Source organism: Streptomyces sp. NPDC088116 (assembly GCF_044741745.1).
Classification (GTDB): domain Bacteria; phylum Actinomycetota; class Actinomycetes; order Streptomycetales; family Streptomycetaceae; genus Streptomyces.
Window position 1 is genome coordinate 65,516 of record NZ_JBIUTF010000008.1, and the last position, 13,281, is coordinate 78,796.

The 13,281-nt window shown below is 69.0% G+C and carries 12 protein-coding genes; 1 reads left to right on the forward strand and 11 read right to left on the reverse strand.

Annotated elements, in window-relative coordinates:
* Nucleotides 1-159: 159 nt before the first annotated feature.
* The 7 genes from ACIOJD_RS29155 to rpsD form a co-directional block, all read right to left on the reverse strand.
* Nucleotides 160-987 (reverse strand): shikimate dehydrogenase, encoded by an 828-nt coding sequence (locus ACIOJD_RS29155; protein ID WP_401918974.1) that lies wholly within the window; start codon nt 985-987, stop codon nt 160-162.
* The gene (gene mltG, locus ACIOJD_RS29160) at nt 984-2,768 is read right to left on the reverse strand and encodes an endolytic transglycosylase MltG (protein WP_401918975.1); all 1,785 of its coding nucleotides are present in this window, start codon (nt 2,766-2,768) and stop codon (nt 984-986) included. Before mltG ends, ACIOJD_RS29155 begins: the two co-directional genes overlap by 4 nt.
* 119 nt (nt 2,769-2,887) lie before the next feature.
* Nucleotides 2,888-3,352 carry a Holliday junction resolvase RuvX gene (gene ruvX / locus ACIOJD_RS29165; RefSeq protein WP_401918977.1) on the reverse strand — a complete coding sequence of 155 codons (465 nt, stop codon included), beginning with the start codon at nt 3,350-3,352 and terminating at the stop codon, nt 2,888-2,890.
* Nucleotides 3,353-3,359: 7 nt separating this feature from the next.
* On the reverse strand, nt 3,360-6,029 hold the full coding sequence (gene alaS, locus ACIOJD_RS29170) for an alanine--tRNA ligase (protein WP_401918978.1): 2,670 nt from the start codon (nt 6,027-6,029) through the stop codon (nt 3,360-3,362).
* A complete protein-coding gene (locus ACIOJD_RS29175) occupies nt 6,029-6,388 on the reverse strand; it encodes a hypothetical protein (protein ID WP_401918980.1) in 360 nt (119 codons plus the stop codon). Before ACIOJD_RS29175 ends, alaS begins: the two co-directional genes overlap by 1 nt.
* 7 nt (nt 6,389-6,395) lie before the next feature.
* Complete coding sequence (locus ACIOJD_RS29180; protein WP_401918981.1) at nt 6,396-6,842, reverse strand: DUF948 domain-containing protein; 447 nt, start codon at nt 6,840-6,842, stop codon at nt 6,396-6,398.
* Between the two features lie 347 nt (nt 6,843-7,189).
* A complete protein-coding gene (gene rpsD / locus ACIOJD_RS29185) occupies nt 7,190-7,804 on the reverse strand; it encodes a 30S ribosomal protein S4 (RefSeq protein WP_401883159.1) in 615 nt (204 codons plus the stop codon).
* A 177-nt stretch (nt 7,805-7,981) separates the two neighbouring features.
* On the opposite strand from rpsD, the gene ACIOJD_RS29190 reads away from it, so the two are divergent.
* Nucleotides 7,982-8,674, forward strand: coding sequence for a DUF2470 domain-containing protein (locus tag ACIOJD_RS29190; protein ID WP_401918983.1), 693 nt, complete (start codon nt 7,982-7,984; stop codon nt 8,672-8,674).
* Between the two features lie 128 nt (nt 8,675-8,802).
* Here ACIOJD_RS29190 and ACIOJD_RS29195 read toward each other — a convergent pair whose 3' ends face one another.
* The 4 genes from ACIOJD_RS29195 to ACIOJD_RS29210 all read right to left on the reverse strand — a co-directional run bounded on the left by ACIOJD_RS29195 (nt 8,803) and on the right by ACIOJD_RS29210 (nt 13,066).
* Nucleotides 8,803-10,158, reverse strand: a complete 1,356-nt coding sequence (locus ACIOJD_RS29195; protein WP_401918985.1) for a replication-associated recombination protein A — start codon at nt 10,156-10,158, stop codon at nt 8,803-8,805.
* Between the two features lie 92 nt (nt 10,159-10,250).
* Nucleotides 10,251-10,889, reverse strand: coding sequence for a vitamin K epoxide reductase family protein (locus tag ACIOJD_RS29200; protein WP_401918987.1), 639 nt, complete (start codon nt 10,887-10,889; stop codon nt 10,251-10,253).
* 142 nt (nt 10,890-11,031) lie between these two features.
* Entirely contained in the window at nt 11,032-12,294 is a 1,263-nt protein-coding gene (gene hisS / locus ACIOJD_RS29205) for a histidine--tRNA ligase (protein ID WP_401918989.1), read from the reverse strand.
* A 13-nt stretch (nt 12,295-12,307) separates the two neighbouring features.
* Entirely contained in the window at nt 12,308-13,066 is a 759-nt protein-coding gene (locus ACIOJD_RS29210; protein WP_401918991.1) for an MBL fold metallo-hydrolase, read from the reverse strand.
* Nucleotides 13,067-13,281: the final 215 nt, after the last annotated feature.

Here is a 13,281-nt window from a genome sequence, read left to right on the forward strand (position 1 = left end):
ATGGCGCGACCGGGTGCGCGGCCCTGGCCCGCCATGTCCGATCCTCCCACGGCCGACGACGCGAACCGGCCGCCGGTCCAGCAGGCGGGACGATGTCCTGACCTCTCAGGCCCTGTCCGGTCGATCTTCGCCGGGCCCGCAATACCGGCCGGACACGACCTAGTGGGCTTCGAGGGCCTGTTCCCCGGCCTTGCGCATCACCGCGAGTGGTGCGGGCGAGCGGCGCGTCATCTGCTCGACCTGCTGCACCGCCTGGTGCACCAGCAGGTCGAGGCCGGAGACGACCGCGCCGCCGCGGGTGGACCAGGCGGCGGCCAGCGCGGTGGGCCAGGGCTCGTACAGCACGTCGAAGAGTGTGCCGACCGCGTCCGGGACGGCGGCGACGAGCCCGTCGGTCGTCCCGGCCGGGGTGGTGGCGATCACGAGAGGGGCACGCAGTGCCTGCTCCGCCGTGTCCCACGGGGCGATCCGGACATCCACGCCGAGCCGTTCGCCCCAGCCGCGCATCTCGTCCGCGCGGGCCTCGCTGCGTACATAAGCGGTGACCGGTCCCGTACAGACGCGGGAGAGCGCGGCGAGGGCGGACGACGCGGTCGCGCCCGCGCCCAGGATCGCAGCGGACTCGACACGCTCCACCCCCCGCTCGCGCAGCGCCGCGATCATGCCGGGGATGTCGGTGTTGTCTCCCCTGCGCCGGCCGTCGTCGCCGAAGACGACCGTGTTGACCGCCTCGACGGAGGCCGCGGTGTCCGTGACCTCGTCGAGCAGCGGGATGACGGCCCGCTTGAGCGGCATGGTCAGCGACAGACCGGCCCACGAGTCGTCGAGTCCGGCGAAGAAGCCGGGGAGCCCGGCCTCGTCCACTTCGAAACGGTCGTACGACCAGTGGCCGAGGCCGAGTTCCCCGTACGCGGCACGGTGCAGAACCGGGGAGAGGGAATGGGCAATGGGCGATCCGAGGACCGCCGCTCGCCTACGTGCGCTCACTTGTTCTGGCTTTCCTTCGCATACTCTTGCCGGTTCACTTCGTGTTCTTCGTTGGTCTCGGCGAACAGCGTCTTGTCCTCGGTCACCGAGACGAAGTAGTACCAGGGACCGGGGGTCGGATTGAGCGCCGAGTGCAGGGCTTCCGAACCGGGGTTGGAGATGGGCCCGGGAGGAAGTCCCTTGATGTCGTACGTGTTGTACGGATCCTTGAGCCTGCGCAGATCATCGACCGCACCGATGTCCAGCCTGCTGGTCGCCTTGATGTAGTTCACGGTGGAGTCGAACTCAAGGCGTCCGACCGTCTCCGTGTTGTCCGGCTGAAGGCGGTTGTAGACGACTCGCGACACCTTGTCGAAGTCGTGCTTGTACTTGCCTTCCTTCTGGATCAGGCTCGCGACGGTGATGAGCTGGAGCGGGGACTTCAGCCCGAGCTTCGTCGCCTCCGCCTCCAGATCCTGCTTGCCGTACTCGGCCTTGGCCCGGGACACCATGTCCTTGAGGAGGGCTTCCGGCTTCATACCCTTCTGGACCGGATAGCTCGCCGGGTACAGGAAACCTTCCAGCGGATCCTTGATGGTCTTGCTGTCGTCGGCCCAGCTTGGCAGCCCCAGGCTCTTCGCCTGCGCCTTGGCGACGTCCGCGGTCTCGCCGCTCTTCACCTTCAGCCGCTTGTCGATCAGCTTGTAGATGTCCGTGTTGCGGGTGCCCTCGGGGATGATCAGCGCGTTGCGGCTGCTGGGGCTGAGCATCTTCTTCACGGCGTTCGCCGCGGACATCTCCTTGCTGAGCAGGTAGACGCCCGCCTGGATCGCGTTGCCCCGCGGGTTGGCCTTCTGTGCGGCGACGAACGCGCGCTGGCTCTTGATCACATTGTTCTTCACCAGGATGGCGGCGATCTCGTAGCCGCCGGCCCCTTGCGGGATCTTCACCTGGACCTCGCCGGAGCCGGCGCCCTCGTAGTCCGGAGCGGGGCCGAAACGCTCCGCGAGGAACTGGTAGCCGACATAGCCGACTCCACCGACACCGCCCACGAGCACCACGGAAAGGATCAGGCACGCGGTGCCGTTGCGGCTCTTCTTCTTTTTCTTGGTCTTGCCCCGGCCGTCCCGGCCGTTGGCCCTGCCGTCCTCATCCGGGTCCGCGTCACCCCCGCCGCCGTCCGTGAAGAAGGGGTGGGTCTCTTTCGGCGGCTCGTCGTCCCACTCGTTCGCCGGCTCGGGCTCGGGCTCCGCCCGGCGCTGAGTCGGCGGCTGCGGAGGCGGATACGCGTCGGGCGTACCGTAGGAGTCCTGACTGTCTCCGTACGCACCGCCCTGCCGGCCTTCGTCGTACGGGGAGGCCGGCTGTCCGGCGTACGGCATCGTGGCCTGCTGGCCGGTGTCCCAACCGCCGTTGTACTGCGGGTCGTTGTACTGCGGCTGCTGCTGCGGTTCGCCGTACTGGGGCTGCTGCGGCGCATGCTGCCGCGGATCTCCGTACTGGGGATCGTTGTACTGGTGCGGGGGGTACTGGCCCTGCCCGTCGAACTGCTGACCGCCGTGCTGCTGCTCGTTGTACTGCTGCTGCGGGTCACCGTACTGCTGCTGGTACTGCTGCTGGTACGGGTCCTGAACTCCCCCGTACTGCGCCTGTGTCTGGGGCTGCTCCGCATGCTGCTGCGGCTGCCCGCCGTAGGGAGCGTGGCCGTCCACGGCCTGCTGCGCTCCCCAGCCTGGGTCCCCGAACAAGGGGTCCTCTGGGTGCCACGGTTCGGAGCCGGAGCCCCGGCCATAGTCAGTCATCGATCCCCTTGAGCCGCGAGGCGGCGGGCACCGATCGTGAGAGCCGGGTTCCGTTTCGCCTCTTTGGTGTGCGGTAGCTGTTCGAACACCACATCGCGCGGAACGTTACCGTATCGCGATCAGATGACCACTTCGACGCCCTCGCCCGGGGCTTCACCAGAGGCTCTTTCGGCCTCCAGTGCACTCTGGAGGATGACGACCGCCGCCACTTGGTCGATCACGGACCGGCCCTTCTTGGATTTCACACCCGAAGCGCGCAATCCCTGACTCGCCGTCACTGTGCTCATCCGCTCATCGACCAGTCGTACGGACAGTGGCGCGATGCCCCGCGCCACTTCCTGTGCGAACAAACGTACCTTCGCGGCGGCCGGTCCCTCGCCCCCGTTGAGGGAGCGCGGAAGGCCGATCAGGACTTCGATCGGCTCGTATTCCTCCACGATCTGGCGCAGCCGCCGGTGGGCGGCCGGGACATCACGTCCCGGCACGGTCTCCACCGGCGTGGCGAGGATCCCGTCGGGGTCGCACGAGGCGACCCCGATACGGGCGTCCCCGACATCGATCGCGAGACGACGTCCTCGCCGCATAGCGGGATCAGGCCGTCTCGGCGACGAGGCGCTCGACCGCGGCGACGGCGTCGCCGATGGCGTCCGGGTTCTGGCCGCCGCCCTGGGCGAGGTCCGGCTTGCCGCCACCGCCACCGCCGAGGGTCTTGGCAGCCGTACGGACCAGGTCACCGGCCTTGAGCCCACGGCCACGGGCGGCCTCGTTGGTGGCGATGACCGTCAGCGGACGGCCGCCGGCCGTGGTGAACAGGGCCACGACGGCCGGCCGGTCACCGGGAATGCGACCACGGACGTCGAGGACCAGCCTGCGCAGATCGTCGGCCGAGGTGCCGTCCGGGACCTGGCCGGTGACCAGGGCCGTACCCCGTACGTCCTTGGCACTGTCGGCGAGTCCGGCGGCGGCGGCGAGGACCTTCTCCGCGCGGAACTTCTCGATCTCCTTCTCGGCGTCCTTCAGCTTGGCGAGCATGCCGGAGATCTTCTCGGGCAGCTCGTCCGAGCGGCCCTTGACCAGCTCCTGGAGCTGGGCGACGACGGTGTGCTCCTTGGCCAGGAAGTTGTAGGCGTCGACGCCTACCAGGGCCTCGATCCGTCGTACACCGGAGCCGATGGACGATTCACCGAGCAGCTTCACCAGGCCGAGCTGGGCGGTGTTGTGGACGTGGGTACCGCCGCACAGTTCCTTGGAGAAGTCGCCGATGGTGACCACGCGGACCCGCTCGCCGTACTTCTCGCCGAACTCGGCGATGGCGCCCTGCTTCTTGGCCTCGTCGATGGACATGACCTCGGCCTGGACGTCCAGTTCACGGGCCAGCACTTCGTTGATCTTCTGCTCGACGTCGGTGAGGACCGTGCCGGGTACGGCGGCGGGCGAACCGAAGTCGAAGCGGAAGCGTCCCGGCGAGTTCTCCGAACCGGCCTGGGCGGCCGTCGGGCCGAGGGCGTCGCGCAGCGCCTGGTGCGTGAGGTGCGTGGCACTGTGGGCGCGGGCGATGGCGCGGCGGCGGGTGAGGTCGATGGAGGCGTAGGCGGAGGAGCCCACGGTCACCTCGCCGACCTGCACGGTTCCCTTGTGCACGGAGACACCGGGGACCGGCTGCTGGACATCGCGGACCTGGACGACGGCGCCGGTGTCGAGGCGGATCCGGCCCTGGTCGGCGAGCTGGCCGCCGCCCTCGGCGTAGAAGGGGGTGCGGTCGAGCACGATCTCGACCTCGTCGCCCTCGGTGGCGGCGGGGGAGGACACTCCGTCGACGAGCAGGCCGACGACGGTCGACTCGCCCTCGGTGGAGGTGTAGCCGGTGAACTCCGTGGAGCCGCTGTTGTCGGCGACCTGGCGGTAGGCGGAGAGGTCGGCGTGGCCGGACTTCTTGGCCTTGGCGTCGGCCTTGGCCCGCTCCCGCTGTTCCTTCATCAGGCGGCGGAAGCCGTCCTCGTCCACGGACAGGCCCTGTTCGGCGGCCATTTCCAGGGTGAGGTCGATCGGGAAGCCCCAGGTGTCGTGGAGCAGGAAGGCCTTGTCGCCGGAGAGGACCTGGCCACCGGAGGCCTTGGTCTCGGTGACGGCGGTGTCGAGGATGTTCGTGCCGCCCTTGAGGGCCTTGAGGAAAGCGGCCTCCTCGGCGAGGGCCACGGTCTCGATGCGCTTGCGGTCGGTCCTCAGCTCCGGGTACTGCTCGCCCATGGTCTCGATGACCACGTCGACCAGCTCGGCGACGACCGGCTCGGTGGCGCCGAGGAGGCGCATGTTGCGGATGGCGCGGCGCATGATGCGGCGCAGCACATAACCACGGCCCTCGTTGCCGGGGGTGACGCCGTCACCGATGAGCATGACGGACGTACGCATGTGGTCCGTGACGACCCGGAGGGAGACGTCCGAGCCGGCGTCGGTGCCGTACCGGACCCCGGTCAGTTCGGTGGCCTTGTCGATGACGGCCATCGAGGTGTCGATCTCGTAGAGGTTCCGCACGCCCTGAAGGATCATGGCGAGACGTTCGAGGCCGAGACCGGTGTCGATGTTCTTCGACGGCAGGTCGCCGAGGATCGGGTAGTTCTCCTTGTCCTCGCCGGGGCCGCGCTCGAACTGCATGAAGACCAGGTTCCAGATCTCCACGTACCGCTCGTCGTTGACGGCGGGACCGCCCTCGACACCGAATTCGGGGCCGCGGTCGTAGTTGATCTCGGAACAGGGGCCGCAGGGGCCGGGGACCCCCATGGACCAGAAGTTGTCCTTCTTGCCCAGCCGCTGGATGCGTTCGGCCGGTACGCCGATCTTCTCGCGCCAGATCTGCTCGGCCTCGTCGTCGTCGAGGTAGACGGTGATCCAGAGCTTCTCCGGCTCCAGACCGTAGCCGCCGTCCGCCACGGAGCTGGTGAGCAGCTCCCAGGCGTACGTGATGGCGCCTTCCTTGAAGTAGTCGCCGAACGAGAAGTTGCCGCACATCTGGAAGAACGTGCCGTGCCGGGTGGTCTTGCCGACCTCTTCGATGTCCGGTGTACGGACGCACTTCTGCACGCTGGTGGCACGCGGGGCGGGCGGCTTGACCTCGCCGAGGAAGTACGGCTTGAACGGCACCATGCCCGCCGGGACCAGCAGCAGAGTCGGGTCGTCCGCGATGAGCGACGCCGAAGGCACGACGGTGTGCCCGCGCTCCTCGAAGAAGCTCAGCCAGCGGCGGCGAATTTCAGCCGACTCCATCAGTGGTCCTCATTCCGGTTGTGCGGGTTGTAGGAGTGCGTGGTCCGGGCGGACCGGGGGTGCTCGCCGGCCTGCTCGAGGGCGGGGAGCCGGCGCGGTGCGGGAAGCGCGGGGTCGGCCGGTGCGTCCAGGCCGAGCGCCTCGCCCAGTTCCGCCTCGCGCCGGACCATCCCGGTCCTGACGTCGACGGCGAATTCCCGGACCTTGTGCCCGACCTTCTGCCCGGTGTCGAGTGCCTTGTTCGCGGCCTGGGCCGCGAGGCTCTCCGGGGTCAGCTGCCGGAGCTTGCGGTTGACCTTGGTGGTGGCCCAGACGCCGGCGGCCGCGCCCGCGGTGAACCAGAACGTACGGCGGAACATCGCTGCGTCAGCCCTTCTTCTTCCTGCGTCGCGCGGACGGCAGCGTGCGGCCGATGACCACGGTGCGCCGGGGCGCCGGGGCGGCGGCCCCGCTCGCCTCGGCCGGGGCTCCTCTGCGTCCCATGGCCTGACGTACGCCGTAGCCGAAGGCAGCGACCTTGACCAGCGGACCCCCGAAGGTCGAGGCGACCGTCGTGGAGAGCGCCGAGGCGTTCGAGGTGACTTCCTGGACGTCCGTCGCGATGGCGTCGACCCGGTCGAGCTGGGTCTGCGCGGAGCGGACCGTCTCCGACGCGTCGGAGAGCAGAGGGACGGCCTGGTCGGTCACATCCGCCACGAGTCTGGTGGTCGCCTTGAGCGTCTGGGCCAGCCTCACCAGCACCACGGCCAGGAAGGAGACCAGAATGGCCCAGAACACGGCCACCAGGATCCCGGCAACCTCTCCACCGGTCACGCCGCACCGCTCCCTGATCATCGACGGTCATCTGGAAAGCGACTGGAAAGTCGTCTCCCGACCCTATCGCGCCGACGGTGACGTCCCGTACCGCATTTCGGTTGCCCGGTGCGGGAGCGAGCGGGAGGAGTCGGCGGAGCGCTGTCGGGTGAGGACTCCGCGTGCCCCGTGCGCGGGTTATCCCCGCTCCGGCCCCTTGCCCCCCCTTGCCCGCTCGGCGCGGAAGCGTACGGAAACGAGAGGCGCGTTCTGCCGCCGGACGCCGGAACGCGGAAGCCCGCCGGCTCCCCCACCGGATATGGCGGGGAAGCGGCGGGCCGAAGCGCTGTTGAGCTGCTTCGCCTGCGTCAGCGGGCGTAGTACTCGACGACCAGCTGCTCGTCGCAGATGACCGGGATCTCCTTGCGCTGCGGGTCACGGTCCAGGCGGAACGCCAGGGCCTTCAGGTTGACCTGGAGGTAGCGCGGGGTCTCACCGTCGGTGTCGTAGCCACCCTCACGCGCGACCTGGAAGGGGACCTTCGCACGGCTGCGCTCGCGGACCATCACGACGTCGTCGGGACGGACGCGGAACGACGGCTTGTCGACCTTGCCACCGTTGACCTCGATGTGGCCGTGAACGACCATCTGGCGGGCCTGGTAGATGGTGCGGGCGATGCCCGACCGCAGGACCAGCGCGTCGAGACGGCGCTCGAGCTCGACGACCAGGGCCTCGCCCGTCTTGCCCTCGGCCTTGCGGGCGCGGTCGTAGGCGCGGGCCATCTGGCGCTCGCTGATGTCGTACTGGGCGCGCAGGCGCTGCTTCTCGAGCAGACGGACCTTGTAGTCACTGTTCTGCTTGCGTCCACGACCGTGCTCACCCGGCGGGTAAGGACGGGCCTCGAAGTACTTGACGGCCTTCGGCGTCAGCGCGATACCGAGCGCACGGGACTTCTTGACCTTGGGACGCGACTGGTTAGGCACGTTCTCCAGACCTCCGTTGTAGGTTAGGTTAGGCTCACCTTACTCAAAGGAGATCGCATGTCTCGCCCTGGGAACACCACACACATCACAGACAGCCTCGACGCACAGGGCGCCGACTCGACGGAGGTCCGATCAGCTCATGGTCAGCCGCGTCCCAGCGGGCTTGAAATCGATCGGATGCCGTCAGCAGCCGAGCGCACACGAACTCTCGTACAGGGTACATGCTCATCAGTGCTGATCATCCCGGGCCTGGACGGGGCACTCCCCTACCAGCTGATGCCCGATTCACGGCATATCGGGCCCGACGCCGAGGTGTTCCTCGTCTTTCCCCCCGACTCCCCCGCCGTACGGGCCGCGACCCACGCGCAGGACGACGAACTGAACGCGGTGCTGGAGGTGACGGACGTCGCACCGGTCTCCGTACCGCACCGGATCAGGGGCCGCGCCTGGCTCTCCGGCTGGCTCACTCTCGAACAGGGGCGGGCCGAACCCGGCCGCACCGTGCTGCGCCTGGAGGTCGGCGAGGCCTGCGTGGACGACCTGTGGGGCGCCGAGTCCGTGGAGCCCGAGGAGTTCGTCTCGGCCTCGCCGGACCCGCTGGTGGAGCACGAGGCGGAGCTGCTCCAGCATCTGCACTCCGCACACAGCGCCGAGGTCCAGACACTGCGCGGGCTCCTCGGTGAACGGGCCGACGGTAGCTCCGGGACCGCGACCGTGGCCGTGCCGGTCGCGCTCGACCGCTTCGGACTGCGGGTGCGCTTCACCGGCGTCCAGTGCTTCGACGCCCGCTTCGACTTCCCCGAGCCCGTGAAGGACGTGAACGAGCTGCGCCGGGCCATGCACGCCCTCTTCGACGCGGCCGCTCGCTGAAGCGCCGGGGCCGCTGACGCCCCTTCGCCCGCAGCACGGAGCACGCGCAGCACGCAGAACGCAGAACGCAGCAACACTCACGGAGGCCGAGCGACGCGCGGGGAAGATCCCGGCGCCTGGCACCCGGTTCAGGCGCCGTCCCCGCGCAGCCGCTCGCGCACCTTGTCGACGACATCGGCATAGCGCGCTTCCGTGCCGTACCGCGTGGGCTCGTAGTACCGCCTGCCGCGCACCTCGTCGGGGGCGTACTGCTGAGCGGCGATACCGCCCGGCACATCATGCGGATAGATGTAGCCCTTGGCATGACCGAGTTTGGCCGCGCCCTTGTAGTGGCCGTCGCGCAGATGCGGCGGCACGGATCCCGCCAGGCCCTTCTTCACATCCTCCAGAGCCGCCGAGATCGCCGTCGTCGCCGCGTTCGACTTGGGCGCGAGGGCCAGCGCGATCGTCGCGTGGCTGAGGGTGAGGGCGGCCTCGGGAAAACCGATCATGGCCACGGCCTGGGCGGCTGCGACCGCGATCGGCAGGGCCGTCGGGTCGGCCAGACCGATGTCCTCGCTCGCCGAGATCATCAGCCGCCGGGCGATGAACCGGGGGTCCTCCCCCGCGTCGATCATCCGGGCCAGATAGTGCAGCGCGGCGTCCACATCGGACCCGCGGATCGACTTGATGAGCGCGCTCGCCACGTCGTAGTGCTGGTCGCCGTCCCGGTCGTACGCCACCGCCGCCCGGTCGACCGTCTCCTCCACCGTCTGGAGGGTGATCTCCTTCTCGCTCTTGTCGATCGCGGCGCCGGCCGCCGCCTCCAGCGCGGTCAGCGCGCGCCGGGCGTCACCGCCCGCGATCCGCAGCAAATGCGCCGCGGAGTCCTCGGGCAGGGTGACCGCGCCGCCGAGCCCGCGCTCCTCCGTGAGGGCCCGGCCCAGCAGAGCGCTCAGGTCGTCGTCGGTGAGCGGCTCCAGCGTGAGCAGCAGGGAGCGGGAGAGCAAGGGGGAGATCACCGAGAAGTACGGATTCTCGGTCGTGGCCGCGATGAGCGTGACCCAGCGGTTCTCCACAGCGGGCAGCAGGGAGTCCTGCTGGGCCTTGCTGAAGCGGTGGATCTCGTCGAGGAAGAGGACGGTCTCCTTGCCGAAGCCGCCGGAGGCCCGACGGGCTCCGTCGATCACGGCCCGCACTTCCTTGACCCCCGCGGTGATCGCGGAGAGCTCGACAAAGCGCTTGTTGGTCGCCTTGGAGACGACATACGCGAGGGTCGTCTTGCCGGTGCCGGGCGGGCCCCAGAGGATCACGGACGAGGGGCCTGCGGGGCCGCCGTTTCCCTCTCCCACCAGTCTGCGCAGCGGCGACCCCGGCTTCAGCAGATGCCCCTGTCCGACGACTTCGTCGAGGACGCGCGGGCGCATCCGGACCGCCAGGGGGCTGCTGGACGGGTCCTTCTCCTGGCGGTCTTCCGCCGCTGCGGTAAAGAGGTCGGGCTCCACGTGTGAAGCCTATGCCAGGGCACTGACAACGCCGTCCCGCCGGTGGGAGCCGCCGGGGAGGGCCCGGCAGGCCCCCCGGTGCAACGGTCGGCTCAGCCGGTCCAGAAGTCCCACCAGCGGGTCAGGATCAGCATCCCGATGATCCCGATGTGCAGCACCGGAAGCACCCAGGTGAACTCGTCCAGGAAACCGCGCAGCCAGCCCGGCGCGGGCAGCATCCCGTGACGGACGTTGTGCGAGGTGACGTACCAGAACATCAGAATCGTCGCGGCCCAGGCCAGACAGCACCACAAGCACAGCGAACCGATGCTGTACAGCGACTGGTACTGCAGCCAGGTACAGAACCCGACCCCGAACAACGTCCCCGCGTTCAGCCCCAGCCAGAACCACCGACGGTAACGCGCCCCCGCCAGCAGCCCCATACCGACACCGACCACCACCGCATACGCCACCAGCCCCAGCATCGGATTCGGAAAACCGAACACCGAAGCCTGCTCACTCTTCATGATGTTCCCGCAGGACACCACCGGATTCAGACTGCACCCCGGAGTAAAACCCGGATCCTCCAGCAGCTTGAACTTGTCAAGAGTGATCACCCACGCCGCCAGCAGCCCAGCCGCACCCGTGATCACCAGCAGCAGCGCGAACGCCCGCCCACCGCCCACCGCGCCCACGGCACGCGTCTCCGTCCGGCCGGAGGAGATGTCGTCGTCAACCGCCGCACTCTTCATATCGCCGTTCCATCACTCTGAGGCCTGTAGGGGCACGGTCATTCTGCCGCACCGACCCCCGCGCCCACCGTTCGCCGGAGATAAGTACGTACGGAGGAGGGCCCGGACGATCACCGTCCGGGCCCTGCGACATATGTCGGGCTCAGCCGAGCAGTGACCGCAGTTTCCCGACGATCGCGTCCAGCGCGACCGCCTCCTGCTCGCCGGTCTCCATGTCCTTGAGCTGCACGGCGCCGTCGGCGAGGTCCCGCTCACCGGCGACGATCGTGTAGCGCGCGCCCGACCTGTTGGCCGACTTCATCGCGCCCTTGAGGCCCCGGCCGCCGAAGGCGAAGTCCGTGGCGACACCCGCCCTGCGCAGTTCGGTGACGACGGCGAACAGCCGCTTCCTCGCCTCCTCACCGAGCGGTACCGCGTACACGCTGGTGGCGGGCGGGATGTCGAGCTCGATCCCCTCCGCCTCCAGCGCCAGTACCGTACGGTCCACGCCGAGCGCCCAGCCGACGGACGGGAGTTCGGGGCCGCCGATCATCTCGGAAAGCCCGTCGTAGCGGCCGCCGCCGCCGACCGCGGACTGGGCACCGAGGCCGTCGTGGACGAACTCGAACGTGGTGCGCGTGTAGTAGTCGAGGCCGCGTACGAGCTTCTCGTCGTCCTCGAACACCACGCCCGCCGCGGTCAGCAGCTCACGTACCTCTTCGTGGTAGCCCTTGCACGCGTCGCACAGGTAGTCCCGCAACAGCGGGGCGCCGACGAGTTGTTTCTGTACGTCCGCGCGCTTGTCGTCGAGGACCCGCAGCGGGTTGATCTCGATACGGCGGCGGGTCTCCTCGTCCAGGTCGAGCGCGCGCAGAAAGCCCTGGAGCGCCTCGCGGTAGACGGGACGGCACTCCTTGTCGCCCAGCGAGTTGAGCAGGATTCGGAAGTTGCTCAAACCCAGCGAGCGGTACGCCTGGTCGGCCAGGATGATCAACTCGGCGTCCAGCGCGGGGTCCTCGGCACCGATCGCCTCGGCACCGACCTGCGAGAAGTGCCGGTACCGGCCCTTCTGCGGACGCTCGTAGCGGTAGTACGAACCGGAATACCAGAGCTTGACGGGCAGGTTGCCGGCCTTGTGCAGGTTGGCCTCCAGCGCGGCCCGCAGCACGGAGGCGGTGCCCTCGGGGCGCAGCGCCAGCTTGTCGCCGCCCTTGGTCTCGAAGGCGTACATCTCCTTGGAGACGATGTCGGTGGACTCCCCGACACCGCGCGCGAACAGCTCGACGTTCTCGAAACCGGGCGTCTCGACATAGCCGTAGCCGGAGTTCCGCAGCGGCGCGGAGATCGCCTCGCGTACCGCGAGGAAGGTCGCCGAGACCGGCGGAATCAGGTCGTAGGTGCCCTTGGGGGCCTGAAAGGTGCTCATGGAGATCGCTGCGTCACATTCCTCGTCGTGGAGCGGCGCTCGGGCCGCTTCCCTGGCCACCGGCGCCGGGTCCAGTGCTTCCGGGTCGGGTTCCCCCGGGAAGCACAGCCCTGAGATAGGGGTTGGTGGCGCGCTCGTGGCCGATGGTCGTCTGGGGGCCGTGGCCGGACAGCACCACGGTCGAGTCGTCGAGCGGCAGGCACACACGGCCCAGCGACTCGAGCATCTCGGCCTGATCGCCGCCGGGCAGGTCGGTGCGTCCGACGGAGCCGGCGAACAGCAGATCTCCCGAGAAGAGGACCGGCGGGATGTCCCCGCCCGTCGTCTCGGGCATCCTGAAGGTCACCGACCCCTTGGTATGGCCGGGCGCGTGCGCGACGGCGAACTCCAGGCCCGCCAGCGCCAGTTCGGCGCCGTCGGTCAGCTCCTGGACGTCGTCCGGCTCCCCCACGGTCAGCTCGCCCATGAGCGGCATCCCGATCGAACGGCCGAGGGCCTTCTCCGGGTCGCTCATCATGAACCGGTCCGCGGGGTGGATCCAGGCCGGTACGTCATGGGCTCCGCACACCGGGACGACCGAGGCGACATGGTCGATGTGGCCGTGCGTGAGGATGACCGCGACCGGCTTGAGCCGGTGCTTCTTCACCGCGTCCTCGACGCCCTGGGCGGCCTGATGGCCGGGGTCGATGATCACGCACTCCTCACCGGCGGCGGGGGCGACCAGATAGCAGTTGGTCCCCCAGGCCCCGGCGGGGAAACCGGCAATGAGCACGATCGTCCTTATATGTCGTCCGTCGGGAGAATGCAGCAGATCAGAGCCTACCGGCGCTCCTCAATCCACAGCGAACCCATATACCGTACGGGGCTAGACGAGTCATTCCGAAGTCCCGTCTGCCCGGCGGCGCCCAGCACGCACGCTCGCGGCGTTGCCGAATCGCCCTGGTAGCTCCGCCACGAGGGCACCCCGGCGTCTCGCGATCGCACGTA

Coding starts and splice junctions, on each gene's coding strand:
- mltG (WP_401918975.1), bottom strand. CDS start 2,768: ATGACTGACTATGGCCGGGGCTCCGGCTCCGAACCGTGGCACCCAGAG.
- ruvX (WP_401918977.1), bottom strand. CDS start 3,352: ATGCGGCGAGGACGTCGTCTCGCGATCGATGTCGGGGACGCCCGTATC.
- alaS (WP_401918978.1), bottom strand. CDS start 6,029: ATGGAGTCGGCTGAAATTCGCCGCCGCTGGCTGAGCTTCTTCGAGGAG.
- ACIOJD_RS29175 (WP_401918980.1), bottom strand. CDS start 6,388: ATGTTCCGCCGTACGTTCTGGTTCACCGCGGGCGCGGCCGCCGGCGTC.
- ACIOJD_RS29190 (WP_401918983.1), top strand. CDS start 7,982: ATGCCGTCAGCAGCCGAGCGCACACGAACTCTCGTACAGGGTACATGC.
- ACIOJD_RS29200 (WP_401918987.1), bottom strand. CDS start 10,889: ATGAAGAGTGCGGCGGTTGACGACGACATCTCCTCCGGCCGGACGGAG.
- hisS (WP_401918989.1), bottom strand. CDS start 12,294: ATGAGCACCTTTCAGGCCCCCAAGGGCACCTACGACCTGATTCCGCCG.